General features: G+C 44.8%; 21 protein-coding genes, 1 tRNA gene and 1 pseudogene. 12 read left to right on the top strand and 11 right to left on the bottom strand.

Going from position 1 to position 26,963, the window contains the following annotated elements:
- Positions 1-37: 37 nt before the first annotated feature.
- Complete coding sequence (locus tag QZ918_RS04365) at positions 38-4,555, top strand: NACHT and WD40 repeat domain-containing protein (RefSeq protein ID WP_293331534.1); 4,518 nt, start codon at positions 38-40, stop codon at positions 4,553-4,555.
- A gap of 196 nt (positions 4,556-4,751) precedes the next feature.
- On the opposite strand, the gene QZ918_RS04360 is transcribed toward QZ918_RS04365, so the two are convergent.
- From QZ918_RS04360 to QZ918_RS04350, 3 genes and pseudogenes are all read right to left on the bottom strand, one after another.
- Positions 4,752-4,901, bottom strand: coding sequence for a hypothetical protein (locus tag QZ918_RS04360; protein ID WP_293331531.1), 150 nt, complete (start codon positions 4,899-4,901; stop codon positions 4,752-4,754).
- Positions 4,873-5,505, bottom strand: coding sequence for a hypothetical protein (locus tag QZ918_RS04355; RefSeq protein ID WP_293331528.1), 633 nt, complete (start codon positions 5,503-5,505; stop codon positions 4,873-4,875). Before QZ918_RS04355 ends, QZ918_RS04360 begins: the two co-directional genes overlap by 29 nt.
- A gap of 78 nt (positions 5,506-5,583) precedes the next feature.
- A pseudogene (locus QZ918_RS04350) lies at positions 5,584-6,189 on the bottom strand (Uma2 family endonuclease).
- Between the two features lie 163 nt (positions 6,190-6,352).
- Between QZ918_RS04350 and QZ918_RS04345 the strand changes: the two are divergent.
- Complete coding sequence (locus tag QZ918_RS04345) at positions 6,353-6,901, top strand: Uma2 family endonuclease (RefSeq protein WP_293331525.1); 549 nt, start codon at positions 6,353-6,355, stop codon at positions 6,899-6,901.
- A 50-nt stretch (positions 6,902-6,951) separates the two neighbouring features.
- Here QZ918_RS04345 and QZ918_RS04340 read toward each other — a convergent pair whose 3' ends face one another.
- A complete protein-coding gene (locus tag QZ918_RS04340) occupies positions 6,952-7,632 on the bottom strand; it encodes a class I SAM-dependent methyltransferase (RefSeq protein WP_293331522.1) in 681 nt (226 codons plus the stop codon).
- A gap of 50 nt (positions 7,633-7,682) precedes the next feature.
- On the opposite strand from QZ918_RS04340, the gene rfbC reads away from it, so the two are divergent.
- From rfbC to QZ918_RS04315, 5 genes are all read left to right on the top strand, one after another.
- Positions 7,683-8,228 carry a dTDP-4-dehydrorhamnose 3,5-epimerase gene (rfbC, locus tag QZ918_RS04335; RefSeq protein WP_293157105.1) on the top strand — a complete coding sequence of 182 codons (546 nt, stop codon included), beginning with the start codon at positions 7,683-7,685 and terminating at the stop codon, positions 8,226-8,228.
- A 3-nt stretch (positions 8,229-8,231) separates the two neighbouring features.
- Positions 8,232-9,104, top strand: coding sequence for a dTDP-4-dehydrorhamnose reductase (gene rfbD / locus QZ918_RS04330; protein WP_293331519.1), 873 nt, complete (start codon positions 8,232-8,234; stop codon positions 9,102-9,104).
- 4 nt (positions 9,105-9,108) lie between these two features.
- The gene (locus QZ918_RS04325; RefSeq protein ID WP_293331516.1) at positions 9,109-9,354 is read left to right on the top strand and encodes a hypothetical protein; all 246 of its coding nucleotides are present in this window, start codon (positions 9,109-9,111) and stop codon (positions 9,352-9,354) included.
- 194 nt (positions 9,355-9,548) lie between these two features.
- Positions 9,549-11,351 (top strand): hypothetical protein, encoded by a 1,803-nt coding sequence (locus tag QZ918_RS04320; RefSeq protein ID WP_293331513.1) that lies wholly within the window; start codon positions 9,549-9,551, stop codon positions 11,349-11,351.
- Between the two features lie 139 nt (positions 11,352-11,490).
- Entirely contained in the window at positions 11,491-12,465 is a 975-nt protein-coding gene (locus QZ918_RS04315; protein ID WP_293331510.1) for a glycosyltransferase family 2 protein, read from the top strand.
- A 104-nt stretch (positions 12,466-12,569) separates the two neighbouring features.
- On the opposite strand, the gene QZ918_RS04310 is transcribed toward QZ918_RS04315, so the two are convergent.
- The 6 genes from QZ918_RS04310 to QZ918_RS04285 form a co-directional block, all read right to left on the bottom strand.
- A complete protein-coding gene (locus tag QZ918_RS04310; protein ID WP_293331507.1) occupies positions 12,570-14,417 on the bottom strand; it encodes a DUF6798 domain-containing protein in 1,848 nt (615 codons plus the stop codon).
- A gap of 386 nt (positions 14,418-14,803) precedes the next feature.
- Positions 14,804-15,151 carry a DUF5615 family PIN-like protein gene (locus QZ918_RS04305; protein WP_293208269.1) on the bottom strand — a complete coding sequence of 116 codons (348 nt, stop codon included), beginning with the start codon at positions 15,149-15,151 and terminating at the stop codon, positions 14,804-14,806.
- Positions 15,148-15,465, bottom strand: a complete 318-nt coding sequence (locus QZ918_RS04300) for a DUF433 domain-containing protein (protein ID WP_293208271.1) — start codon at positions 15,463-15,465, stop codon at positions 15,148-15,150. The genes QZ918_RS04305 and QZ918_RS04300 overlap by 4 nt, the downstream gene beginning before the upstream one ends.
- A gap of 130 nt (positions 15,466-15,595) precedes the next feature.
- The gene (locus QZ918_RS04295) at positions 15,596-16,612 is read right to left on the bottom strand and encodes a PRC-barrel domain-containing protein (protein WP_293331504.1); all 1,017 of its coding nucleotides are present in this window, start codon (positions 16,610-16,612) and stop codon (positions 15,596-15,598) included.
- A 451-nt stretch (positions 16,613-17,063) separates the two neighbouring features.
- Entirely contained in the window at positions 17,064-20,876 is a 3,813-nt protein-coding gene (gene smc / locus QZ918_RS04290; RefSeq protein WP_293331501.1) for a chromosome segregation protein SMC, read from the bottom strand.
- On the bottom strand, positions 20,863-21,051 hold the full coding sequence (locus QZ918_RS04285; protein ID WP_293331498.1) for a hypothetical protein: 189 nt from the start codon (positions 21,049-21,051) through the stop codon (positions 20,863-20,865). Before QZ918_RS04285 ends, smc begins: the two co-directional genes overlap by 14 nt.
- Before the next feature lie 223 nt (positions 21,052-21,274).
- Here QZ918_RS04285 and murA point away from each other — a divergent pair, with 223 nt between their 5' ends.
- The 5 genes from murA to QZ918_RS04260 all read left to right on the top strand — a co-directional run bounded on the left by murA (position 21,275) and on the right by QZ918_RS04260 (position 26,016).
- Entirely contained in the window at positions 21,275-22,666 is a 1,392-nt protein-coding gene (gene murA, locus QZ918_RS04280) for a UDP-N-acetylglucosamine 1-carboxyvinyltransferase (RefSeq protein ID WP_293331495.1), read from the top strand.
- A gap of 216 nt (positions 22,667-22,882) precedes the next feature.
- Entirely contained in the window at positions 22,883-23,755 is an 873-nt protein-coding gene (locus QZ918_RS04275; protein WP_293331492.1) for a M48 family metallopeptidase, read from the top strand.
- Positions 23,734-23,815 (top strand) — tRNA-Leu (locus QZ918_RS04270). The genes QZ918_RS04275 and QZ918_RS04270 overlap by 22 nt, the downstream gene beginning before the upstream one ends.
- A gap of 175 nt (positions 23,816-23,990) precedes the next feature.
- Positions 23,991-24,866 carry a DMT family transporter gene (locus QZ918_RS04265; RefSeq protein ID WP_293331489.1) on the top strand — a complete coding sequence of 292 codons (876 nt, stop codon included), beginning with the start codon at positions 23,991-23,993 and terminating at the stop codon, positions 24,864-24,866.
- Positions 24,867-24,990: 124 nt separating this feature from the next.
- Complete coding sequence (locus QZ918_RS04260; RefSeq protein ID WP_293331486.1) at positions 24,991-26,016, top strand: spermidine synthase; 1,026 nt, start codon at positions 24,991-24,993, stop codon at positions 26,014-26,016.
- 434 nt (positions 26,017-26,450) lie between these two features.
- On the opposite strand, the gene QZ918_RS04255 is transcribed toward QZ918_RS04260, so the two are convergent.
- Complete coding sequence (locus QZ918_RS04255; RefSeq protein ID WP_367275227.1) at positions 26,451-26,726, bottom strand: MerR family DNA-binding protein; 276 nt, start codon at positions 26,724-26,726, stop codon at positions 26,451-26,453.
- Between the last annotated feature and the right edge of the window lie 237 nt (positions 26,727-26,963).

Genomic DNA, 26,963 nt, shown 5'->3' with positions numbered 1-26,963 from the left:
ACTACTTTTGACCTTAAGATAAAAACAAGTCTGTCGGGTGCGATCGCATTTCCTAATTCCCCACCAACTACCTCAAAATCCCAGCATGATTGTACCAAATCTTGATATGATTATCGGCGCGATTACCAGCATCGCCAATCCTATAATTAAAGATAAGTTTCAGCGCAGCGAAACAGTCATCAAATTACTCAAACAATTTAATCTCGACCCCGAACACCCGCTACCGGATTTCAGCAGCATTTACGCCTATACGTTAGTAGAATACGGCATCGGCAAACCCAAACCTATTTTAGAACTGTTTCGGAAAGAAGAGATTAAACAAGCTTTTCGCCAAGCGTTCGATCGCAATTCTCCCGCTATTTTTCTCAAACAAGGAGAAGATTTTCTCGATACCTATGCTTTGGGAGATGAAATTAAAGATTTAGGGATTGACATTCGGCGCGAATTTGCTGCTTTTTCCGCAGTTTTTATCGCCGTCACCAAACGCACTCGCAATCCCAAAGAAGCTTTGACGAATCATCAGATTGATTCAGTCCACAAACAAATTGTAGCACTTCACGAAAGGCTCGATCGACTGCCAACTCTCGAAGGAATGCGCGCGGAAATGGCGCGGCTGGCTGTGGAAATTAACCCGGCTTTACCAGCAGGAAATGAAACTGCGGTAAAATCCCAAGAGTTTGCTTTAGCGCAGCAAATGCGCGGTTGGTTTGAAATATTGGGCTACGATTTTGAGCCGTATCAGGTTTGGGAAGATAACTATTTTGAATGGATTATTCGGATTCCGGTAAGGCGGGGAAGGTTCGATCGCATTTTGATTCGCGGTATGGCGGGAGAAGCGGGAATTCAAGATGTTGGGGCGCTGAGACAGTCGGTAAAAACGCAAAAAACCGATGAAGGTTGGTTGGTGACATCGCGGCGGATTTCTAAAGCAGCCCGCAAGGAAGTTGACCAACCAGAAAATCGCCATCTCGATTGTTATACGTTTGACGAATTGATTGATGTTGATGCTGATTTTAGCGGCTACATCGAATGGTTGGAAAACGAAGTTAAGCGCCGGAAAATTGATGGTAAATACGTGCCTCTCGGTTGTACGAAAGCTGAGTTAGACTCCGTTAATAAGCGACAAATTGATGCCAGCTATTACGGCGAAGAGGACGGCTGGATTGACGGTTATATCGACTTGTGGATGGACGATCCGGCGAAGGAACACATCTCAGTTTTGGGCGAATTCGGGACGGGGAAAACTTGGTTTGCTTTTCACTATGCTTGGACGGCTTTGCAGCGCTACCAACAGGCAAAACAAAAAGGAACTCAACGGCCTCGCTTGCCTTTAATTATTACTTTGCGCGACTATGCAAAAGCTTTGAATGTTGAGAATGTTTTGGCTGGTTTCTTTTTTACCCAGCACAACATCCGACTGAATAGCGAAGTGTTCGACCAACTGAATCGGATGGGTAAGTTGCTGTTGATTTTTGATGGGTTTGATGAGATGGCCGCTAAGTGCGATCGACAACAAACAATTAACAACTTCTGGGAACTAGCAAAGGTGATTGTTCCCGGTGCAAAAGTCATCTTAACCTGTCGGACAGAACACTTTCCCGAAGCCAAGGAAGGACGCGCTTTATTGAATGCCGAATTAAAAGCCTCGACTGCCAATCTCAGCGGAGAAACCCCGCAGTTTGAAGTATTGGAATTGGCAGCATTCGACGACGACCAAATCCGTCAAGTATTGTCTCACCAAGCCGATGCCGAAACTGTAGCACAGGTGATGAATAATCCGCAGTTATTGGATTTGGCGCGGCGGCCGGTGATGGCGGAATTAATCTTAGAATCATTGCCCGATATTCAAGCAGGTAAATACGTGGATATGTCGCGGGTATACTTGTATGCGGTGCGCCGGAAGATGGAACGGGATATTAAGGCAGAAAGGACGTTTACATCGCTGGCAGATAAGCTATTTTTCCTGTGCGAACTGTCCTGGGAAATGCTATCAACAGACCAGATGAGTTTGAATTATCGGCTGTTTCCCGACAGAATTCGCCGCTTGTTTGGGGCTGTGGTGCAAGCAGAAAAGGATTTAGACCACTGGCATTACGACATGATGGGTCAAACGATGTTAATTCGCAATGCTGAGGGCGATTATTCTCCGGCACACAGGTCACTTTTGGAGTTTTTTATAGCGTATAAATTGGCGGCGGAGTTGGGGGTTTTGCCCGCTGATTTTACGGAGTTATCGCAAGCACAATTGTATTTGGATAATTCTGTTGAGTCGGTGAATTATACTTGGTCTGGGTATTTTAGCCGTCAGGCGGACAATGCGGGTGAGATTGTGCCGATTCCGGCTTTGAAGGGTTTTGTTAGTGAAAGTTTAGGGCAACTTCTTAACAGTTTCGGGCGGGAACCTTTGACGAAAGCGGTGATGGATTTGTTGGTGCCGATGTTGGCAAAAACCGAGTTTGTTGGTGAGGTTAAGTCGAGACTGTTGGAAATTTTGGAGGCGACGAAAGGTAAAACTGAGGCGGAAGTTGGTTATGTGGGGGGGAATGCGGCGACGGTATTGGTGAAGGTTGATAATGCTGCTTTGGAAGGGAGAGATTTATCGCGGGCTGTGATTAAAGGTGCGGATTTTTCTAATGCTAGTTTGCGGCGTGTCAATTTTGCTGGGGCGAATTTGAGTGAGTCTAGTTTTATTAAATCTTTCGGTACGATTTTTGCAGTAGCATTTAGCCCTGATGGCAAACTGTTAGCTACAGGTGGTACAGATGGCGTAGTTCGTTGTTGGGATGTTGCTAGTGGAAGAGAAATTTTGACTGGTAAAGGTCACAATAGTTGGGTAAGTTCAGTCGCATTTAGTCCTGATGGTAAAACTCTGGCTAGCAGCAGTGACAGCACTGTAAAGTTGTGGAATTGCCACAGTGGTGAATGCTTCCAAACTTTGCTAGGTCACAGTGATATGGTACGTTCAGTTGTATTCAGTCCAGATGGTAAAACTCTGGCTACTGGCAGTGATGACCGAACTGTCAAGTTGTGGAATTGCCACAGTGGTGAATGTCTCCAGACTTGGCAAGGTCACAGCAATTGGGTACGTTCAATTGCATTTAGTCCAGATGGTCAAACTCTGGCTAGCGGTAGTAATGACCTAAGTATAAAATTGTGGGATTGTCGCAATGGTGAATGCCTCAAGACTTGGCGAGGTCACAGCAATTGGGTACGTTCAGTTGCCTTTAGTCCAGATGGTCAAACTTTGGCTAGCGGTAGTTATGACCGAACTATAAAATTGTGGGATTGCCACAGTGGTGAATGCCTCCAGACTTGGCAAGGTGACAGCAATTGGGTACTTTCAGTTGCCTTTAGTCCAGACGGTAAAACTCTGGCTAGTGGCGGTTGTGACAGCACTGTCAAGTTGTGGGACTGTCGCAGCGGTGACTGTCTCCAGACTTGGCAAGGTCACAGCAATTGGGTACGTTCAGTTGCCTTTAGTCCAGACGGTAAAATTTTGGCTAGTGGCAGTAATGACCGAACTGTCAAGTTGTGGGGCCGCAGTGGCGAATGTCTCCAAACTTGGCAAGGTCATAGCAATTTGGTACGTTCAGTTGCCTTTAGTCCAGATGGTAAAACTCTAGCTAGCGGTAGTGATGAGCGAACAGTCAAGTTGTGGAATTGTCACAGCGGTGAATGCCTTCAGACTTGGTATGGCCACACTGATTGGATAAATTCAGTCGCGTTTAGTCCAGACGGTCAAACTCTGGTTAGTGGCAGTGATGACAGCACTGTTAAGCTGTGGGATTGTCGCAGCGGTGACTGTCTCCAAACTTGGCAAGGTCACAGCAATCAGGTAGTTTTAGTTGTATTTAGTCCAGACGGTAAAACTCTGGCTAGCAGCAGTAATGACAGCACTGTAAAGTTGTGGGATTGTCGCAGCGGTGACTGTCTCCAGACTTGGCAAGGTCACAGCAATGTGGTGCGTTCAGTTGCCTTTAGTCCAGACGGTCAAACTTTGGCTAGTGGTAGTAATGACCGAACTGTAAATTTGTGGGATTGTCACAGTGGTGACTGTCTCCAGACTTGGCAAGGTCACAGCGATTTGCTACGTTCAGTTGCCTTTAGTCCAGACGGTCAAATGCTGGCTAGTAGCAGTAATGACCGAAGTATAAAATTGTGGGATTACCACAGTGGTGAATGCCTCCAGATTTGCCAAGCTCACACTGATTGGATAAATTCAGTCGCGTTCAGTCCAGATGGTCAAACTCTGGCTACTGGCAGTAATGACCGAACTATAAAATTGTGGGATTGCCACAGTGGTGAATGCCTCCAGACTTGGCAAGGTCACAACGATTGGATATCTTCAGTCGCGTTTAGTCCAAACGGTAAAACTCTCGCTAGTAGTAGCGGTGATGGCACAATTAAGCTTTGGGATGTCAAGACTGGTGAGTGCCTCAAAACGCTGATAGCTGAAAGACCTTATGAGGGTATGAATATCGCTGGTGTTACGGGTTTGACTGAGGCTGAAAAAGCGACGATCGCATCTTTAGGGGCTGTGTGCGATCTGGTTTAATATTGCGGGCGATCCGAACTTAAGAAACCGGGTTTTTCGTGGATTTAAAACTGCGGCGGAAATTGTCGAAAAAACCCGGTTTCTACCTACATTTTAGTCAACTCGTGCTGGGATATTAAGGGCGATCGACCTTATTTATGATAAAATCAACTATAAGTAGTGAATTTTGGGAGTTGCTAAAATGAACACTGTGAAATTATCGATCGAGGGCGATCGCACTTAAAGAAACCGGGTTTTTCGGAGATTTAAGGCTGCGGCGGGGATTTTGCCAAAAACCCGGTTTCTGCCTGGTTTCATAAATCAGTTCAGCTATAATATTAAGGTCGATCGCACTCAACTTCAACACCGTCTAAAATTCCCACCATTGCTTTAACTAAATCTTCTAAATCGTCAGGAACTTTAAACAAATTCATATCTTGAAAAATCGTCTGCCTTTCTCTGTCTAACTTGCCAAATCTCCAAACATCGCCCATTGTCACCGCCCCGTACAAGATATCTCGCTCTTCAATGTGGGACATCGCAATTAATTGTACAGCAAGTTGAGTAAATCCTCTAGTCATATCATCGTTTTTTGCTTCAATAACTAGCAACTCTCGATCGGACTGTACGAGATAATCTAAATTACCCTTTAACCAGCTATTAACATTGAGAGTGTACTCAAACTTTAGCTGACATTGGCAGTACCGAATGATATCTAGCAAAACTGGCGCTACTAATGATTCTCTTCTTGCTGTTTCGCTGCTGAGGCCGAGAAAAGGTAATGTAGCTCTAATTCTTTGTTTGAGATAGTCTATTTCTTCTATTTCTCTAGATGTATGCGGTAAAGATAATTCAGTTTTCACTAGCGAGTAATCGAACTGTGCTACAATTTCGTCGGTTTCGTAAGGCATTTCAAAGTATGAGCGAAAAGTGTATTCCCGACCTTCTTGTAAGATTTTTCGCTTAATCATGATGTTTTAACTCGCAGTAGATTTTGTGCGATCGCTCTTCATAATTATAACACTTATGGTTTTGCGGCCGATCGCACTTCACGCCCAAACTTCCGCCAAATCCAAGACAAACCCCGGCAAAACATCTTCACCAGACAAACTTGCAGGATTGTCCAGCACTTGTACTTCCATATCTAGCCTGTAAATCTCCACCTTTCGGTTTTTGCGATCGATCGACCAACCTAAACGAACTTGGTTTGCCATATATTCTTTCATTTTATCTCGCAGCGGCTGCATTCTGTCACTTTTAGAACGGAGTTCCACCACGAAATCAGGAGCAATAGGAGCAAAACCTTCTTTTTGTTCTGAGGTGAGTGCGTCCCACCTTTCTTGACGCACCCAAGCCACATCGGGAGAGCGAATTGCTCCGTTTGGTAGGTCAAAACCAGTAGAAGAACTAAACGCTGTACCTAGTTGATTTTGTCGGTTTCACAACCAAAGTTGTCCGCCGATTTCCATGTTTATTCTTCCTGTTTCGCCTCCTGTGGGAGGGTTGACGATTAATTCTCCTGTTGCTGTGCGTTCTAATTGTACATCCCGATTTGCGATCGCCAATTCGATGAACTGTTCGCGGGTAACGGTGAGTATGAGTGTTGGCGGAAGATTGATTGCAAGGGCGGCGGATGATTTAGTTTGTCTCATCATTTTTGTCCTCAAACTGATCCTTTTATGGCAGATTCATCTCAATAGCAGACAGTCTGAAATGCTTGATAATGCGTCATTTTTATGATAACACTTGGATGTGAGAGGCATAAAGGGCGATCGTATCTGATATCATAGAAAAAAGTTCCACACGGAGAACCGAAAAATGATAACTTCTACAATTGTCACCCCGGCATCGAAAACCTACTCTCTAGAAGCATGGATGGAAAATCCACCGGATCTAGAAGAGTGGGTTGATGGCGAATTATTGGAGAAAAATGGCATAACTCTCAAGCATAGTAAGGTGCAAGGAAATCTTTACTATTACTGGAGAACTTATAAAGACTCTAGCGGGCATGGAGGAAAAGTTTATACTAATGTTCCCTGCCGCACAAACCAGCAAGGACGCTATCCTGATGTTGCCTACCTTCCTCGGGAATTAGTAGCACAATTTGGCAATCTCAAAGTCCTACCGCAAAGTTTCCCTCTATGTGCTGAAATTGTTTCGCCAACAGATTTGGCTGAAGATGTAATAGCTAAAGCTACGGAATATTTAGAATCTGGAAGTGAGGAAGTTTGGCTGGTATATCCAGAAAATCAGTGGGTTATTGTCGTTACAAAACAAACTAGAATTATCTTTATTGCTGGGGAAGTTGTTAGCACCCAAATTGTTTTACCTGGTTTTAGCATCCCAGTCGATGAATTATTAAAATGAGCTATTTTCTTCAGTCTGCGAAGGCGGACTTTGTTTTTGTAGACGCGGTTTCAACCGCCGACTCTTATCTTCGATGCCTTAACAAACATTTGCCCTCCCAAAAACCGCCACAAAAAAGGCAACTTCAAATAAACCTTTAACAACAACGGCGATGCCGGCCGCCCTTTCGTCGAAAACGGTAAAAATCTCGGTATCATTACATCAACTTTAAACCCGACAGTTTGTAAAAGCTCTTGCAGCGATAAATGTGTAATCGGTAATTGATGGTCGATAAAATCGTAGTATTCCTTGTAAGAGTATTTGAAGTTTGGCTGAATCACCAAAAGAGAACCGCTAGGCTTTAGCGCATCAAAGCAAAATGAGATGATTTCTACAAGTTCCTCTTTGTTGCGGAGGTGTTCAAAGAAATTCGAGATAAAAATGCGATCGAACTGTTCGGTAAAAGAAGTACGATTATCTAAATTAAGCACATCAATATTCAGTACCTTGACATCAGCATTAGCAAATAACTTGGAATCGGGATTCAGGTCAATTAAACATTTTTTGCGCGCCCGAATTTGATTGATAAACTCGCAGTAACCGCCGCCAATATCTAAAACTGCCGCTTCAGGAGGAACATAATCTTGTAAAAATTCGTCAATTAAAACTTTCCAAAGTCCAACCTTGGCTTGCATCTGTCGGGAATTAAATCGGTTGGCGTACAACTTTTTGAGATATGTGTCAGTTTTCATAGTAAGATAGCATAGACTAAGTATGAGTTTATCACGCGACACAGCCAACTATGAATGTTATATCTACAGAAATACCGGACGTTCTGATAATTGAGCCGAAAATTTTCGGAGACGATCGCGGTTTCTTTTTTGAGAGTTTCAATCACCAAGCTTTTGTCGAAAAAACAGGCGTGACGGCAGAATTTGTTCAAGACAATCATTCCAAGTCTTCTAAAAATGTGCTGCGCGGTTTGCACTACCAAATGCAGCAGCCTCAAGGTAAATTGCTGCGGGTTGTGGCGGGCGAAATATATGATGTGGCGGTGGATATTAGAAAAACTTCGCCGACTTTCGGACAGTGGGTGGGCTGTTTGATTAGTGCAGAAAATAAGCGGCAGTTTTGGGTGCCGGCGGGATTTGCTCACGGTTTTTTAGTAGTATCAGACATTGCTGAAGTTTTGTACAAAACTACAGACTACTATGCACCGGGACACGAGCGGTGTATTGTATGGAATGACCCAGATTTGGCGATCGCCTGGCCACTAGATGGTGCCGAACCAATTTTATCACCTAAAGACAAAGCCGGACAAACATTGAAAAGAGCTCAAGTGTTTTAGATAATGAAAATTTTACTCGCAGGCGGTAGCGGACAGCTAGCTCAAGAATTGCATCCCATCTTATTATCTGTGGGAGAGGTTGTTGCAGTCGATCGCACTTCCGTCGATTTATCCCAGCCCGAAACCATCCGTCAAGCAATGGCTGACATTCAACCGGATGTCGTCGTGAATGCCGCTGCTTACACTGCGGTGGACAAAGCCGAAACCGAAGCAGACTTAGCCCATGCAGTCAACGGTATCGCACCGGGAATCTTTGCCGAAGAATGCGAGAAACTGGGAGCAAGTTTAATCCACTTTTCCACTGATTACGTATTTGATGGTAGCAGCGGTTCTGCTTATCTCGAAACAGATTCGACAAACCCATTGGGAATTTACGGGAAGTCCAAATTAGCAGGCGAGGAAGCAATTAAAAAAGCGGGAAACCGACATATTATTATTAGAACCGCCTGGGTTTACGGTAACGGCGGCAAAGGCAACTTTGTCAAAACCATGCTGAGATTGGGCAAAGATAGGGAAGAACTTCGGGTAGTAGCAGATCAGATTGGAAGTCCAACCTGGACAGCAGATTTAGGTGCTGCGACTGCCCAAATCATCCCTCTGCTTGGCTTGGAAAGTTTTGGGACTTACCAGTATACTAACAGCGGTGTGTGTAGTTGGTACGATTTTGCGATCGCCATTTTTGAAGAAGCAGAGAAACTCGGCTTTCCCCTCAAAATTAAGCGCGTAATTCCCATCACCACCGCCGAATATCCCACACCCGCAAAACGTCCCGCTTTTTCTGTACTTTCTACAGTAAAAATATCAGCACTTCTGGGAACCTATCCTCCCCATTGGCGACAAGGGCTCAGAGAAATGCTGGTTAAAGAAATGAAGTGAAAAATTGAGTAAAACTCAAAACGCGAGGGTGGGTTTTGTTTGGAAATTATCTGTTATAACTGATCTTCCACCAATGTCAGCAACAGGCAAGATGCCTGTTCCACAAAGAGGAAATTTCTTGTGGGATGGGCATCCTGCCCGTCAGCAACAGGCAAGATGCCTGTTCCACAAAGAGGAAATTTCTTGTGGGATGGGCATCCTGCCCGTCCATAAAAGGCTAGTTGAGAATGGTGCAAGTGCTCAGTTATAAGCTTTACTGTGCTTAGTTTGTATCTTTGTGGCGCTGTTTATCCCCGGAAATTCCCTAAATCTCCCTTAAAAAGATCGACTTTGACAGTTTTCTTGTCCCCCCCTTGTTAAGGGGGGTTAGGGGGGATCCGGTTTAACTGAACTTTATTAGGCTAAACCCCCCGATTAATTCAAAATCTCCCCATGTCGGAATCAATGAAAATCAACAACCAATATGTTTTAATTATCACCTCAGTTATCAGCATTTTGATACCCGCTGCATATATTTTGTACTTGATATCCCAAGCCGGAGATTTGTCTAATTTTGATTATTGGTGGATGACTTGGAATTTTTATTCAGTAGACGGTTTCTCTACAAATCCTTTTAATTGGATATTTCGGGCAAACGAGCATTTTGTCTTGATTCCAGCGATTATCTATGGCTTGAATATTATTGTCACCCAAGGTTCAAATATTGGTTTATGTTTGATTGCTTGGTTTTTGGCTTTGATTCAGTGCTATGTCTTGATTGCTTTACTGCCTTTAAAATTAAGGAATTTTCCACTACAATTTATCTCAGTCATCCTGTGTATTTCTATTTTTAATTTTACTCCGGCGGCGGCACACAACTGGATGCGGGGATTCAGTGGCGTCCACTGGATTATTGCTAATCTATTTGTGATTTGTGCGATATTTTGTTTGCAATCCTACGTGAATTTATTATTAAATAGCAGAGAAGCAGAACCTTTAGATATTCATTCCCCGGCAGATATGGGTAATGAGGGAGTGCAACAAAACAAGTGGGTAATTGGTAGTATTGTTTTTGGGATTTTAGGTTGTATTAGTTACAGCACTCCTTTAGGTTTGTGGCCGATATTGTGTGGGGCTGCGATTGTGCTGCGGTTTCCTCGGCGGATAACTTATTTATATTTTGCTGCTTCGATTGCGGTGATTGGTATTTATTTTTTAACTTACAAAACTCCGTCCAACCATCCTTCTTTAACTAAAATCAATCCGCTGAAAACTCTCGAATATATTCCGATTTATCTCGGAGGTATTTTTAGCGAAAATATTATTGTTGCGTCAATTATTGGTATAATTGGCTCGATCGCTGTAACGGGTTTTGTCGGTTATTGGCTATTGGCAAAAAAGTCTGTGCAGCTTGGCTATCCTGTAGGGAATCGCCCAAATTGGCTGCCTTGGCTGTCCATCCAATTGTACACCCTGCAAACGGCTTTAATGGCAGCAGTTAGTCGATCGGGATTTGGAGTCGAACAGGCTACCGCTTCCCGCTACGCCACACTCCCAGCCTTGTTTTGGATGAGTACAATTATCCTCACAGTGCTTGCAGTGCGAGAGTTGCAGCCGAAACCGAGAAATCAAGGACGATGGCTGACACCGCTGTTTGCAGTCGTAACAGCCGCCGTCATTTTAATGTACGGGGTGGGCGGCGAAACTGCAAGGGCGATCGGCCGCAGAGCAACCTATCAACCGCTAGTAGCACTATCATTGCAATTAGGTATCACCGACATCACCCTAATTAAAGAGAGAGTAGGAAACAAACCCGCCGCATTTGTCGGATTAATTGATGCCTTAAAAACTAACAACTTAGTACCATTCAATCGAAACATCAAAAAATACAACTTCTGTGCAGCATTAGACACAAAAATCGACCCGAATTTACTCTCGGCCCCCAAAGACGGAGTACCCGGATATTTTGATACAATCACCAAACTCGCACCAGCCGCCGCCAGAGTAATTGGTTGGATAGGAGATCCCGAAAATCATGTAAAATGTATTGTCATTCTCAACCAAGAAAATGTAGTTCGAGGTTTCGCCATGTCAGGATTTCCCCGCCCCGACTTAGTTAACTTATTTGGGACAGCCTACGAATCCGCAGCTTGGAGAGGATACATTCAAACATCGCCAACAGATAAATTATTGACAGCCTATGCTTCATTCAAAAACCGCGAAGGTTGGGTAGCTTTGCGAAACTCCCAATTTATCGATAAAAATTAAAATTTATCCATAACAACCATAAATAATTTATAAACCCCTTTTTCCTACTCTCTCTGTGCTCCTCCTTCTCTGCGCCCTCTGCGCCCTCTGCGGTTAATAAAAAAACTCATTGACAACACAAATAAAATATAATTGCCTTATGCCCAAACAAATCAGCTTCGTAATTCCCGTTCATAACGAAGAAGCAACCCTCAAAATGCTGTTTGAAAAAATTAGCATTGTCATGTCCCAAACAGGAATTGACAGTTACGAAGTCATTTTCATAGACGATGGTAGCCGCGATGCTTCTTGGCGAGAAATTGCTGATTTAGCCAGTCAATTTCCCCAACAAATTAAAGCGATAAGAATGCGCCGCAATTTTGGCAAATCCTCCGCACTTTCAGCAGGATTTCGCAATGCAGCAGGGAAAATTATTTTTACTTTAGATGCAGACTTACAGGACGACCCCGCCGAAATTCCCAAATTTTTACATCATCTAGAATTAGGATTTGATTTGGTCTCTGGTTGGCGAAAACAGCGGAACGACCCCCTCTCGAAAACCTTGCCTTCGAGGCTGTTTAATGCAGTTGCGTGTTTGCTGACTGGGGTGAAAATGCACGACATGAATTGCGGTTTCAAAGCTTATCGGCGGGAAGTTTTACACTCAATTAAATTGTACGGGGAATTGCACCGCTATATTCCAGCATTAGCAAATAATTTAGGTTTTAAAATTGGCGAAGTAGTTGTCGAACACCATCCGCGAAAACATGGTAAATCGAATTATGGCTGGGAACGCTACGCCCGGGGTTTTATTGATTTGTTGACGGTGTTGGCGACTACTCAGTATTTGCACAAACCAGGTCATTTGTTTGGCGGATTGGGGTTGTGCTTTGGCTTGATTGGGACTGCATCGCTGGGTTATTTGATTGTAATTTGGTTTTTGAATTTAGCAGGGATGCACTTTGGGCCGATCGGGAATCGACCTTTGCTATTTTTTGGGATTTTGTGTACAATTCTGTCTGTGCAGTTGATTTCTTTGGGGATTTTAGCTGAGTTGATTGCCCGGAATGTCGCTGCTGATTATGTGGATAAGCAGATTTGCGAAATTATTGATGATTCGGATTTTGATATTTAACTGTTTATCTTATGATGTTTGTAGTGAGGACTTTAGTCCTCTGATTTTGAAGAAGGACTTAAGTCCTTACTACGAACCTGAATGAAGAAGGACTGAAGTCCTCACTACGAACCTGTTTTGTTTGTGATTTTAAAGATTATCCATTTGCCTTGTTTATCTACTATTTCTCCTGCAATGTTGGGATGCCAATCGCTGCGAGTCAGGATATAATCGGCATGATATTTTTCGGCTACTTTGACTAAATCCTCACTGCTGCGACGGCTGAATAAGTCGTTCCCTCCCCAAATCATTTGCGGGTTTAAGGAAACTCCTAAAACAGCTTCCATGCGATTTTGCCACTCTTTGATTCCTGTTTCTGTTAAGGGAAAATTCTTAAAGTTAACTACTATAGCTCTTTGAGAGTAAAACTGGAAGCTGGTAACTGAAGGTGGAATTAATATGAGTGCATCTTGATTGCTAATTTGCGAAAAGTGTAAAGCTAATCTGTTTAAGTCGTCGCTGGGAACTACATTAATATTAACTCTTTTTTGAAATACTTCTAACATTGGCTTTGGTAAAATTCCTCCTACTCCCAAAACTAAGATGGCGGTAGTTGCCAAAGCTAAAATATGGGTTACTATTTGTGTGAGTGCTGTAGATATAGATGTTTGTTCTAAAATGAAAGGCAAGGCAAGAATTGAAAAGAGGATAGGTATGCTAATTAGGCGATTTCCTATAATTTCCCACGAATCAGTCGCCGGATATATCAAACTAAAAATCAACGTTACTGCTGTAAAAATCCACAGCAATATATTGTATCTCTTGGGAAATACGTAGTTTCTGCTTTGCCAAACTGATAATCCGAGGAAAATTACACCTCGAAAAGGCAACGTCAGTACAGAGAGCAGCAACAAGCTAACAGCTATTTTTTTATTTGTGTAAAGTCTCTCGACGGTTAAACTAACAGCAATAAATATAATTAACTGAGCAAATGGAACAGTTCTCGCCAATTGTAGTTTGGCGATTAAAGCCAGCGGGTAAACTTCTACAAATATATAGTTTAGGAAAAGCGCGAAAATTGAAGTGCCAACAATTATGTAAAAATTAATCTTGTCTGCTTTTTGGAGTAAGTCGGTATTTTTGATGCACAGCAAGCCACCACTGATGAAGCAGATAAAGTTCAACCAATTCCCCACAGTCCAATTTGACGGCAGGATGTGGTGAGGATTGCGGACTTTGGCGTGGATGAATACAAACTCGGCATTGTCCATGGTTGGAGTACCGGTAGTACCTGTCAATAACATGGGTAGGTACACTATACTTGACATTGCTGCTAAAAGTGCGATCGCCCAAATCAACGTTTTGAATTGCCGCTCTCTTACAGATTCTATCAGTAAAACGGGAATCATCATCAATCCCGGCAGCAAACCCACTAAAAATTGCAGCAAACAAGCCAGTCCAAAAAAGAAATATCCTGTCAGCCATTTCTGGCGCAAACTAAAGTAAATTCCCCAGATTGCGACACCCATTGCGAAGGTACTCGGTACTGTCTTTGTGGAAAATATCAGCGTGTTACCCACATCTGTAAATGAAGCGGCCAAACACAAGAAACTCATTGCTGCTACTGGCAGTTGTGAATTAGTATATATTCTGATAATTGCCCGACAAGCTAGGATAACTGAACCAAAGGCTAGGAATTGATAAATAAAATGTACTGAGGGGATGCTTAACCCTAAGCTTGCTAACAAATAAATGATCTGATAATAATAGTATCTCGGATTGAATTTAACCATTTCCTGAACGTGATAGTCATTTTTGTAGAGTTCAGGATTGAGCAGGGATTGGATTTGTGGCAATTCGGGAAAGTTGCCTCCAATCGGGAACTTATACCCTACTGCTATGAATGAACCGATGATGATAACAGTATAGAGAGATAGATTAAAATACCTGTTTGATTTTTCAGTTTTCTGCATTGACGGTTCAATTTTTTTGAGCTGATATTAAAGTGAAGGGGCTTTTTTATGAACCGCAGAGGCGCAGAGGACTCAGGGGAGGAAAAAGAGCGAAAGCAGGGGCGAATTTATATCTATAATTTTTGTAGGACGGCTTAACCAGTATCTGTAATATCAGCCAATACTGTTCAGTTAAACAAGCAATTGCTCCGCGCGTACATCAGTTAATCGAGAAGCGTCATAGTCTCTGCGATTGCTTCGCTCGCTCGCAATGACATCCTTTGCTAACTTAACCAGTATCTGTAATATCAGCTAGAGATTGAATAAATTTGCCCCAGATGGAATATAGCAAATCTAATCACTGGATATAATATCACGGATTAGCGCGATCGCTCTTTCGGGTTTTGCTACAAAGGCAGGTACTGAACGCAGTTAGCTAAATCTTCAGGTTCGTTAACCTTAGCAATGATTTCTAAATCACGAATCGAATCGCCAACAGTTACACTTTGTTGGTGAGCGTAGATGACGCCAGCAAAATTTATTCCTTCTTGCTGGCGGCGGTTTGCTATGGCTAAAAAATCCTCGTCTTGGGTAAAAACAACGCGCTGAAGCTCGGCTGCGCGATCGAGTACAATATTGTCTGGGGTACCTTTTCTACCGTCGTCTTGAACTCTCAGAACATCTACATCCCGTCGCCGCAATCCCTCTGTAACAGGTAGAGGAACATTCTCATCCATGTACAGATTTATACTCATTTAATTAGTCCCTGGGCTCGGAGTTTTTTAGCCAAAGCAGATTCGCCAGCTTCTAGACGCAATTTTTCGGCATACTCGAACCTGCGCTGCATATCTGCATCAAGCTCTTGTTTGTGATCCCAGTAGTAGGATAAGGCAGAGTAAATTTTGCTCAAAGTCAGGTGAGGATAGGATTGGAATAATTCTTCAGGAGTCCAGCCGTAAGCTTTTACCGAAGTTATTAATTCAACAACTTTCATTGTGGTTCCGGCGATGAGAGGAACGTTCTTCTCGTCTAATTCCACATATTTGTATTCGGTTGCAGTTAGAGTCACGGTTTTTACCTTTTCGATCGCACTTTTATACTTCTATTATATCTATTAGATCGATCGCCCCAATCACCACAAAACCCGCCAAAGCGGGTTTTCCAACAGTATCTTACAGAAAGAGTTCCGTGGATTAATCCTAATAACCAGGCTCTTCCTCGTACTCAGGAGTCTTAGTCTTCTCGGGGATATTCACCCGAGGAGCTTGGTAAGGCTTCGGTACTTCCTCGTCAGCCCAAGCATCCGCCTCCACATCATCCTCATACTCGTACTCCACCACGACAGGCTCCTTCGGGCGAGAAACCTGAGGGCTGTACTGCTTCTCTTCGTAATCGTCTTCCTCGTAATCGTCCTCGCCGCCCCAATTATCCTCTTCATACTCATCATAATCGTCTATCTGCTGGGGCTGCGGCATCGCGCGCATCTGCTGCTGTCGTACTGGCGGGCGATTCCACTGCGAATCCTCATCCCAAGGAACCTCTTCTACCACGGGTGCTGCTACTCGGCTGCGCATTTCCGGCGCAGGAATCCGCACGCCGGGGCCCAATTGATTTCCCGGAGCCACAGGTTTGGGATAATAGCCTTGCTCGTCTTCTTCTCTTTCCCAAGGTGCTTGTCCCAAACCTACGCGTTCCAGCAAGCCCACGCTAAGCTGTCTCAGCCTTTCCTCGGAACCTTCAAACACAATCAAGCGGTTGGGGCCGCTGCTGACAACTTCTTCAATCCCCAAGTCGTAGGTACTGAGAACTTGGTCTGGGATTTGGGGGATTCCGAGGGAAGCGATGACGATAGAAACTAACTTACCGTCTTCCGGGTCAAACCTAAAGCCGCGCACCCTTCCCAAAAGTTCGCCGGTTTCGGTAATTACTTCGCTGTTAATCAAAATGCTGTAGACTTCAACATCTACATCATCTTCGATCGCACTTTCATCTTCCACCAACAGTACGTCGCCAATTTCGCTAACATTGCTTAGGAACATAAACTTCGGCATTCCAGCGACCGCGAATATATTATCACGCAGACCGATCGCCACAACTTCCCGCCTGTCAATGTCCACCCACAATTGACTGACTACACCCAGGCGTTTACCTCTGTCGCGGGTGATTACCTGAGTGCCTAGAATATCGGAGCGTTGGCAGATTTGTTCGGATGTCATCTAACTCTAATCCTGATTTATCATAAAAATGGGCCCAAAACCTCGTGCTTGGAGCATCGGCTTTGCTGTATGCTTGTAGTAGTGGAAAGGTAATCAACCACTCTAAAAACCTAGCTGTCGAAAGACAAAGCGCTGAACCTTGAAAATCGAATCTAAGCGGTTCTACTGCATTTTTCTAGACTCCACCTCGCAGTAGGTAAAAGATTCAGAGGAGCTAGACGAACAGCATTTGAAGCGAATTTGCTTCAAACTGAAATAGGACTTGCTCAAAAGCAAATAGGGTAGGGCATACCCGAATTAACGCTTGGGGAGAGTCCCACCTCTGGGCTAGAGACTGCAAGGAATCTAGTTTAAGTGGTCTCGGTGAGCCAAGAATCCTCGTACCTTTAGGTCGAGGAGTGTCAACAAGTACATATATTACTGAACACGTTCGTCAACAGAAACACTGGGACTACAACTTAAGTCCGATGACCTGAGTATAAGCTCCCCGTGCTTGAGTAACACCAATTGTACGCTCAGCCGATTGAATCATAGGTCGCCGCAAACTCACAACAATAAACTGGGCTTGTTCAGACTGTCGTTTTATCATTCTAGCTAATCGCTCCACATTTGCCCCATCCAAAAACATATCCACTTCATCAAAAGCATAGAACGTAGATGGGCGGTAGCGTTGCAGCGCAAAAATAAAACTCAGCGCCGTCAGCGATTTTTCGCCTCCCGACATGGAAGCCAGCCGTTGAACGGGTTTCCCCTTCGGGTGAGCGACCAAATTCAAACCGCTGCTGAAGGGGTCTTCCTGGTCATCTAGCTGAAGATACCCGTCACCTTCGGAAAGTTCCGCAAAGATAGTCTGGAAGTTCTCGTTAACCGCATCGAAAGCTTCTTTAAAAGCGCGCCGCCTGAGGGTGGTAAAATTTTCGATTCTCAACAAAAGTTCGGTGCGTTCTCCTGCCAATGTCGTCAATTTTTGACTCAATTCTTGCAGGCGTTCTTGAGTGCGGTTGTACTCTTCCAATGCTAGCATATTCACCGGTTCTAAAGCTTGAATGCGTTTGGCGATCGCCTTTACTTCTTGCTGCAATTCGGTCAAATTGGCTTTCTCGACATTTTCCGGAATTGACGGCACGGGATCCGGCATTTCCGCGCGCTGCGTTTCCATGAGAGTGCGGACGGCGGCTAATTGTTCCCGGCGTTCTTGCTGAGTTTCGTGCAGTTTTTGCAACTGCCATTGTAACTGTTGTTTGGCCAAATGTTGCTCTCGCAGTTGCGATTCGGCGCGATCGCGCTCTCCCTTCTCCAAACCCAATCTCTCTTCAATTTGAGTCAAAGCCTCTTTAGCTGCTGCAATCTGTGCGTCTAGTTCTAACTGCTGCGAAACAATCCGGTTGACAGCATCGGTTCCCGCATTTTGCTGCACTTGCCATTCCTGCAATTTCTCGCTGCCTTCCTTAATTTTTTCTTCCAAGCGTCCGAATTGATTTTGCAGGTCTCCTTGGCGCTGCTGGGCGTTTCTGTGAGCCAATTCGCGCTCTTGCAGTTGTGCTTCTAGAGCGCGCAAACCCGACTGCATTTGCTGCCATTCGCTGTGACTGTTGGACTCTTCCAACTGCGCCAAAGTTTTGCGGTACTCTTGCAATTGAGTTTCCTGGGCGGGCAATTCCCTCGCAAGCAACTGCAATCGCGATCGCGAATCAGTCAATTCCTGAGTATTTTTAGCAATTTGCGATCGCACTTGTTCCTGTTGCGCTTGCAAATTCTTGATTTCCGACTCCAACTGTTCCAAGCGCAACTGATGTTCGCGCAAATTCTGCTTTGCTTCCATCAATTCTTGGCTGCGAGTTTTGACAGCAACAGCAGCGCGATCGATCGCAATTTTGCACCGTTCCAAAATTCGCTCAATTTCCTCAATCCGTTCTTGCAAAGCAGCAATTGTCCGCGCTTCATCCGCAGCATCGCTAGCATCAACCGTACCAAAATGCAAGGTAGATTTATTAGTAGAACTTCCTCCAGTCATCGCGCCGCTAGTTTCCAGAATTTCCCCATCTAAAGTGACAATTCGGTACTGTCCCAAATAGCGGCGGGCATCAGTCAGATTGCTAAACACCACCGTACTGCCAAAAACGTAAGCAAAAATCTCCTGATAGCGCGCATCGCACTCAATCAAATTCACCGCCGCATCGAGAAACCCAGCCGCGCGCCGCAAATTTTCATTCACCGAAAACCTGCCGCCTCTAATCTTATTCAAAGGCAAAAACGTCATCCTTCCCGCCCGTTTTTGCTTCAACAATTCGATCGCAGCAGCCCCCACACTATCATTTTCCACCACCATATTACCCATGCGGGCACCGGCTGCAATTTCCAGCGCCAACTGAAAGCGCGGTTCCACCCTGCCCAGTTGAGCCACCAAACCACAAACTCCGCCAATTCCGCTTTGCATGATAATTTTTGCAGTAAACGTGCCGCTCGCTTCTTGCTGGGCTTGAAACTGCACTTCTAGCTTATCTAACTTGCGCTGTCTTTCCCGCTGTTCTTCCAACAAACGAGTTTGAGTTTCCTGTTGTAATTGCAATTCTTGTTCGGCGGCGACTACAATCTGATTCAGCGATTCTACTTGCAAAGCAGCAACTTTTTGGGTTTCCCCAAGGTTTGATTGCTGAACTTTTTTGGCTGTAATTTCCTGTTCCAATACTTGCAGCGATTGGTTTTGTTCTTGAATTTGACTTTGCAGGCGATCGGCTCTTTCGCCAATAGTAGCTTGCTCGGTGCGCTGCGGCTCCAAAGTTTGCTGAATTGTTTCGATTTGGCGGTGAAGTTCCGTTTGTTGCTGTACCCAAGCTTCCGCCGTCGAGGCGATCGCATTGGCAACTTCCCGACTTTCAGCTAAACTTTGCTGGGCTTCGTCTCGCTGTTCCTGCAAAGTTCCTGTTTGAGACATCACATAGGATATTTCAATCTCAATTTGCTCCAAACTTTGCCGAAACTGCCGCACTTCTTCCTCAGTTTGTGCTATATTAGCCGCCATTTGTCCAGCAGTTGTTTCCAAATCTTGTTTGCGGTTTTGGAGTTGCCGCCGTTCCGCTTCCTGAGTGGCAATACTTGCTTGCAAAGCCAACAATTCCGACTCGCCCAAAGCTTTAACGCGAGCATTCAGGGCGTCTAGTTCAGCGGTTGCAGCTTGAATTTGGGTGGTAACGGCTTGCAATTGTTCGGTAAGAGATGCAGAATTGCGATCGCCCGTTTCGATTTGTTCGCGCAGTTTCCACTCTTGCTTTTGCAACTGGCGGAACTTCAGAACAATTTCCCACTGTGACTTCTCTTGAAATTCCGCCCGCAACTTTTGATATTTTTCAGCTTTTGCGCGATCGTTCGCCAGTCTATCGCGCTGAGAAATTAGCTCTTTTTCGACAATACTGCTGCGCTCTTCAACTTCCTTAACTTCATCCAACTTCTGCCGTGCGAGAGAGATTTTGCGATCGAATTGAGCCACTCCAGCTAATTCGTCAATAATTTCGCGGCGTTCCTTAGAATTCATCGAAATAATGCTAGTAACGTCTCCTTGCAAAACAACGTTATAACCTTCGGGATAAATTCGCAAACGGTTAAGTTGTTCGTGCAGTTGAGTCAGCGTGCAAGGTGCGCCATTAATGTAATAATTTGACGTATAAGTTCCTTGACGAGTGACTCGGAGTTTGCGCGTCACACTCCACTCATCCGGTTTGGGAGTTTGAATTTTAGATTTTCGATTGGTAGCGAGTAGTTGTCCGTTATTATCTTGAGTTTCGGCGATTTCTATTTCTTCGACTTCTTCAACAGATAACTCATCCGATTTTTGATTGGGAATTTGAGATTTTCGATTGGATGATTGTCCGTTGTTGTCTTCAGTTTCTGGAATTTCGATTGCTTCTACATCTTCTGCTTCACCAGACTCAACAGACAAATCATCCGCTGCCTTTTCTACCTCATCCTCAGCTTCATCCTCAGCGAACCATTCATCACCCACATCTTCCAGCGCAAAGGTAGCAGTCACGCTAGCCTCAATCGTACCGCGCTTATTTTGGGCGCTGTTCACCAAATCCGGCAAACGTTCAGCCCGCATTCCCTTAGAAGTCGAAAGTCCCAGACAAAACAGCAAAGCATCGAGGATATTGGACTTCCCCGAACCGTTGGGCCCGGAAACCACAGTAAAACCAGGCAGCACGGGAATCGACGTTGTGCCGCCAAAAGATTTAAAGTTAGTTAGTTCGATCCGCTTAATGTGAACCATTTGCTAGCACTAACTTTGGCTCTAGGGTGTTGTCACAGGTTAGCACAGGCATTGGGGCGATCGACAACGTGAGAACTTCTCGGCATTGTCGATCGAACAGGTATCTGCCACTTTTGTCAACAACCGAGTCAGATTCAACTTCTTCACTGAAAGCTTGTTGAAAATGGTTCAACATCTGCGCCCCCAGCGACACCATCAAAGAAAAGTAAAGTTTGATACAAATAACTTCATGAAACTAAATCAACATTAATTTGGCGATCGTACCTGAAACCCCCACCCAGTAAGAATTTAGCCAAGATAAAGTCAGACCTTCCTCACATTACCCCCTAGACATATTCAAACTTTCCGGTAAAATCGAAACCAAAATTAATAATGTATAAAGTAACGAAGCGAATATTATGGAGGGCAAAATCATTACACCAGCTCAAAACTCGTCTAACCTGTCCGCTTCACCAGAAAGCGACCAACAAGTATTACAAATTTGGGGTCGCCAGCCCCTGAAAGGACACGTCAAAATCAGTGGCGCCAAAAACTCTGCCTTAGTAGTCATGGCAGGAGCTCTACTATGCCCTGACGATTGCCACATCCGCAACGTTCCCGCATTGGTCGATGTCGCCCGCATGGGTCAGATTCTCTCGGCTGTAGGAGTCAAAGTACAGCAGAATGGCGATACTTTAGACATCAACGCCAGCAACCTCATGGATGCTCAAGCCCCCTACGAATTAGTCAGCCAACTGCGGGCGAGCTTCTTCATCATCGGGCCGCTGCTAGCGCGTTTGGGATTTGCCAAAGTACCCTTACCCGGTGGTTGTGCCATCGGCGCCAGGCCTGTTGAACTTCACGTTCGGGGGTTGCAAGCCCTCGGCGCCGAAGTCCACATTGACCACGGTACAGTTAACGCTTACGTCAAAGGGCCGAACCGCCGCCTCAAAGGAGCCAAAATTTATTTGGACTACCCCAGCGTCGGTGCCACTGAAACTTTGATGATGGCGGCGACTTTGGCTGAAGGAGAAACCGTGATTGAAAACGCGGCTCAAGAACCGGAAGTCGTCGATTTGGCGAATTTCTGCCGCGCGATGGGAGCCAAAATTCAAGGCGCAGGCACAAATACGATCGTCATTTCGGGAGTTGAGAAACTCCACGCGGTAGACTATGCAATTATTCCCGATCGCATCGAAGCCGGAACATTTTTATTAGCAGGAGCCATCACTCACTCAGAAATCAGTTTGTCGTCGGTAATTCCCGACCACCTGACCGCAGTTATTGCCAAATTGCAGACAATGGGGGCGAAAATTATTGTAGAGTCCGACATTGTGCGGATAGTTCCCGGCAAAATTCTCACTGCCACAGACATCGAAACTCTGCCTTACCCCGGTTTCTCCACAGATATGCAAGCTCCGTTTATGGCTTTGCTGACGCTGAGCGAGGGAGACAGCATGATCAAAGAAACCGTATTTGAGAACCGCTTGCGCCACGTAGCAGAACTCAACCGCATGGGCGCCGACATTCGCGTTAAAGGGAATGTCGCCGTGGTGCGCGGAGTCCCAATGCTGTCGGGTGCGCCGGTAGTCGCAACAGATTTGCGGGCTTCGGCGGCTTTGGTAATCGCGGGACTTGCAGCAGATGGTGTCACCACCATCAGCAGCTTGCAGCATTTAGACCGCGGCTACGAACAGTTAGAGATGAAACTTCAAAAATTGGGAGCTAAGTTGCGACGAGTCAAAGAGGGCACGGATCCAGCGATGGTTGAGGCTCCTGTCAATCCCGTGCGATCGAGTTTAAACTGTTAAGTAGTCAGCAGTCAGCAGTCATTAGTCATTAGTTGGCAGTCACTAGCCAGTAGACAAGATTGCTTTCATTGGCAAATCATCCGGAAATGAATCTGCGTTTATCTGTGTTAATCTGCCTTAGATCTGCGGTTGACCTATCAATCAAAGACTTATGGCAAATAACCAATGACTAATGACCAATGACTAATGACCAATGACTAATGACTCAGGACTAAAATGTCGAACATCCCGCTCATCGGTTTAAAAGCAGACCAGTTTCGGCACCCGCTGGACTTGGAAGCCACCAACACTCTCAAACAACTGCCAGGACTCGATTTGATGGTGCGACAGTTGCTGGGACAACTTGGCGAACAGTTTTTTATGCTCGAAAATCTGGCTTCCAGCGTCCAAGTCGGCGAAAATCAATTACCGCACCTGCATCAATTGCTGGTGGATGCTTGCAAAACTCTGGATTTGGAAGTACCGCAGCTTTATGTCCGCCAGCATCCGATGCCCAATGCTTACACCTTTGCGATGCGTGGAAAACAGCCGTTTGTGGTGATGCACACTTCGCTGATTGATTTGCTCACCGACGAGGAAGTGAAAGCCGTAATCGCTCACGAGTTGGGACATTTGAAATGCGAACACGGAGTTTATCTGACTCTGGCTAATTTAATTGTGTTGGCCGCCGGTCAAATTTCGCCTTTGGGAACCGTACTCGCCCAGGGTTTGCAAACGCAAATGTTGGAATGGTTGCGCTGTGCAGAATTTACGTGCGATCGCGCCGCCTTACTCGCAACCCAAGACCCCAGAGTGGTAGCATCGGTGTTGATGAAACTGGCCGGAGGTTCGCCGACGTTAGCTCCGAAACTGAATTTGGATGCGTTTTTGGCGCAAGCGCGTGCCTACGACGACCTCAGCAGCAGTGAACTAGGGGAAATGCTCAAGCAAGCTCAAACGGCTCAGTTGTCCCATCCTGTACCAGTATTGCGCGCCAAAGAGATCGATCGCTGGGCAAGTTCAAAAAATTATGAATCTTTGCTTGCACAATCTCGATCGGTGTGTTATGATGGTGAAGCCACAAAAAAGGGCGGGTGGCGAAATTGGTAGACGCATCAGACTCAAAATCTGACACCGAAAGGTATGAGAGTTCGATTCTCTCCCCGCCCACTACTTACAGAGCTTGATAAATTTAGGGTTCCAGATATATCATCTGGAACCCTAATTTATATTGTTTCCGAAGGTGCCACTGGTTTGTAGTAAGGACTTTAGTCCTTCTAAAATCTGAGGACTAAAGTCCTCACTACAAACACTGACAACTAAAATCTAAATTTACATGAATTTTATGGGTGAAATCGCCGCTTTAGGTGCTGCATTTGTCTGGGCTCTATCTTCCACGATTTGGCAGCGAGTCGGACAGCAAATCCCGGCAGTTGTACTAAACTTGCTCAAAGGCGCGATCGCCCTGGTCATGCTTCTTGCCACCATACTAATTTTAGGTAAATCCTTACCAGCCGTCAACCCCAATATCTTAACAATGCTGCTCGTCAGCGGCGCCCTAGGAATAGGCATCGGAGACACCGCTTTCTTTATCGTCTTAAAATATTTAGGTGCGAGGCGAGCGCTGCTTCTAGAAACCCTATCTCCCCCTTTGACAGCTTTATTCGGCTTAATATTTTTGCAAGAAAAGCTATCGCCCATTGCTTGTACCGGCATTCTTTTAACAATCTGTGGCGTAGCTTGGGTAATTGCCGAAAGAACCGCCGAAACAACCTTACCATCAAAACATCTTTGGCAAGGATTAGGCATTAGTTTGTTAGGACAAACAGCCCACGCAACCGGAGCAGTTTTATCCCGTGCTGCATTTGCTCAAATAGATATCGATCCTTTGTGGACAGCGGTTTTGCGTTTGAGTGGCAGTATGGCAGTTATGCTGTGCTTTCTCAACTCCACAAACCTTGGCACTTTCCAACAATTAAAAGCCCCCAAAATCTTAGGCGCAATAATTTTAGCAGCTTTTTTGGGAACCTATCTCGGAATTTTCCTGCAACAGACTTCCCTAAAATATGCACCCGCAGCTATCGCCCAAGCACTGAGCTCCACAAGTCCCCTGTTTGTACTGCCTCTAGCCGTACTCGCGGGCGAAAAGGTTAGTCTTCGGGCTTTTGTGGGCGTGGTTTGTGCGATCGGCGGAATCGCGCTATTATTGGGTTTGAGGTGATTCGATTTTAGATTTTAGATTTTAGATTTGATATAAGTTCTCAACAATAATGAAACTATACGTCAGATCCCAACCACGATTTTAGTCATCAATTTTTAATCTCAAACGTCTAATTTAGAATACTATGAATTATGATACAGGCAAGCAAAACAATAACTATACCAATTTTCAACGAAATAACAGTATTCTTGTCCCCCCCCTGATTCATGGGGGGCTAGGGGGGGTCGAAGAGTGTTGCACAATTTTAGATAATTGGTATTATTTAGCAATTGCCAGCCAACAGATTAACTGGATTCAACAACAGCCAGACGGCATCATATTTCAACAAGACTCCGGCGACAGCATCGTAGCAATAAAAAAAGATAGATCGTGCTTGCTCCTGGTTTTGGTAGACAGAGAAACTTTGACTACAAGTGTAGCTCAATCAATCCTCGACCTCAACAATCCACTTAAATTAATATTCCCATATTCCAAAGCAATGCTGTTAGCATTACTCTGGAAAAGTCAACCCAAAAATATCTATATAATCGGTTTTGGGGGTGGCACTCTTCCCAGAATTTTGCATCACTATTTCCCTAAGGCGATAGTTGAATCTGCTGATATAGACGCAACAGTTGTCGAAGTTGCTCAAAGATTTTTTGGCATTCAATTAAATGATAGACTAAAAGTCGCGATTCAAGATGGTCGTCAATATCTTGCCGAACAAAATCCCACCATAAAAAACGATCTAATTATTGTAGATGCTGGTTTTGGCAGCGGCTATATGCCCTATCCTTTGGTAACACAAGAATTTTACCAACTCTGCAAAACGCGCTTGTCAAATACGGGCGTTGTAGCTATCCACCTATTCCACAAACAAAAGTTTAATGCAGCGGCGGTTAAAACAATTCAAACTGTGTTCGCCCAAGTTTATATATGCAATTTAGATGCTGGTAACTGTATAGCGTTCGCGACTAATGCTCCAGATTTAGCTAAAGATGAAATCTTCTTGAAAGCTGAACTTATTCAAAATTTCCACAATTTAGAATTTTCGTTAACAGAAATGTCCCTTCAGCTCAAAACATTAGCGGAATTGCCTGAATGGCTGAAAATTTGGGAAACGCTACCAATTTTTACAGATGCTGCAATGCCGAGGGAATATTTGGACTGAGCGCCATATTATACTAAGCATGAGCGATCGCAACGCACCATACATACTGTTGCATTGATTTTTGAAATTGGTATGAAACAAATTACTTGACACTGCCAGGGTGACGGTGTAATATATAAGTAGTACACATAAATAAAAACATGAGACTAAAAAGTTGGGAGTCTCCCCGCAGTGAGGGCAGAAATTCCAAAGGCAAAGGTGGATCGGCCAGGGCTCGACAGCTCAAAAAGCAACAGCAAACTCTCCGAAAACAGTTAAAAGCCCAGCACGATCGCCCAAACGACAAACCAAACGATCGCCCAAACCACAAACCAAACAACAAAGGGAAGGAAACCGATAATTCCTTCCCTTTTTTGTCTCTTTACTGCCGTTGCTCAATTCCGCTGAGTGTTCGGACAAATCGTGCGAGTGATACACTCCGACAAGGGTTGCTCTTACCAGCGGTTGAGAATTCCTTGCAATTCCCCTTTCAAAGTTTCTAACGCTGCAATTTGCCCGGAAATTGCCTCAACCTTCGCCGTTAGATGCTGTTTCGCTTCGGAGCAAGGCAACTTTGCCCGATCGCGAACTTGTAAAATATCCTTAATATCCTGAAGCCTCAAACCCAGAACCTGAGAGCGTTTAACAAATGCCAACCTGTTGAATGCGGCTTCTCCAAACAAGCGATAACCAGCGGGCGATCGCTCTACCGCCGGAGAAAGCAAGCCCATCTCGTTATAGTTTAACGAACAGTTTTCACAGATAAACTGCTACAACCCGCTACAGAGCCAATTTTGTAGAGTCGATCGGCAACAGTAATATTCATACAGCAAGCCTCAAAGATCCAACCCACATTCCGCAGATGTGGGTTGGATTTTTTTATCAGTTGTGAAAACTTGAAAGCCAAACGCTTTTGGGCTGAAATTATGCAGCGTTAGCGTTACAGAAGCTTGTTAAATTCAGCTAAA

It is taken from the genome of Microcoleus sp. CAWBG58 (assembly GCF_020883045.1).
Lineage (GTDB): Bacteria > Cyanobacteriota > Cyanobacteriia > Cyanobacteriales > Microcoleaceae > Microcoleus.
The sequence above is the reverse complement of the archived record's forward strand: the minus strand, read 5'-3'. Positions and strand labels throughout refer to the sequence as shown.